The organism is Planococcus sp. RAB007_Raresut (genome assembly GCF_057369535.1).
Map to the genome: position 1 here is coordinate 1 of NZ_JBXYIF010000107.1, position 272 is coordinate 272.

At 41.5% G+C, this 272-nt stretch carries 1 protein-coding gene; it reads right to left on the minus strand.

The genetic code is table 11. The features are described 5' to 3' along the window. Positions 1-75: 75 nt before the first annotated feature. The coding region (locus AC2Q9J_RS17915) for a hypothetical protein (protein WP_499042029.1) at positions 76-272 on the minus strand (197 nt) is incomplete at its 5' end.

Below are 272 nucleotides of genomic sequence, written 5' to 3' on the forward strand. Positions count from 1 at the left end.
TTTCGCCCCGATGATAGTCACTTTGTAGTCAGTGTCTGCTTTTACGTTGACGTTTGCGAGGTCAACAGTAACACTCTAGCCGTCAGTCGAAAGTGATCCGAACTGGATATCTGCATTGTTAGCAGAGATAGAACCTAATGATTGAAGTGGTTCTGAGAATTTGATGACAGCTGTTTGATAGTTCGAATAAGTTACTGATTCGACCATCGGACGGACATTATCTTCAGCAGTAACAATTGCAGAGTAAGCTTTTACAGCTTTTTCATCTACAG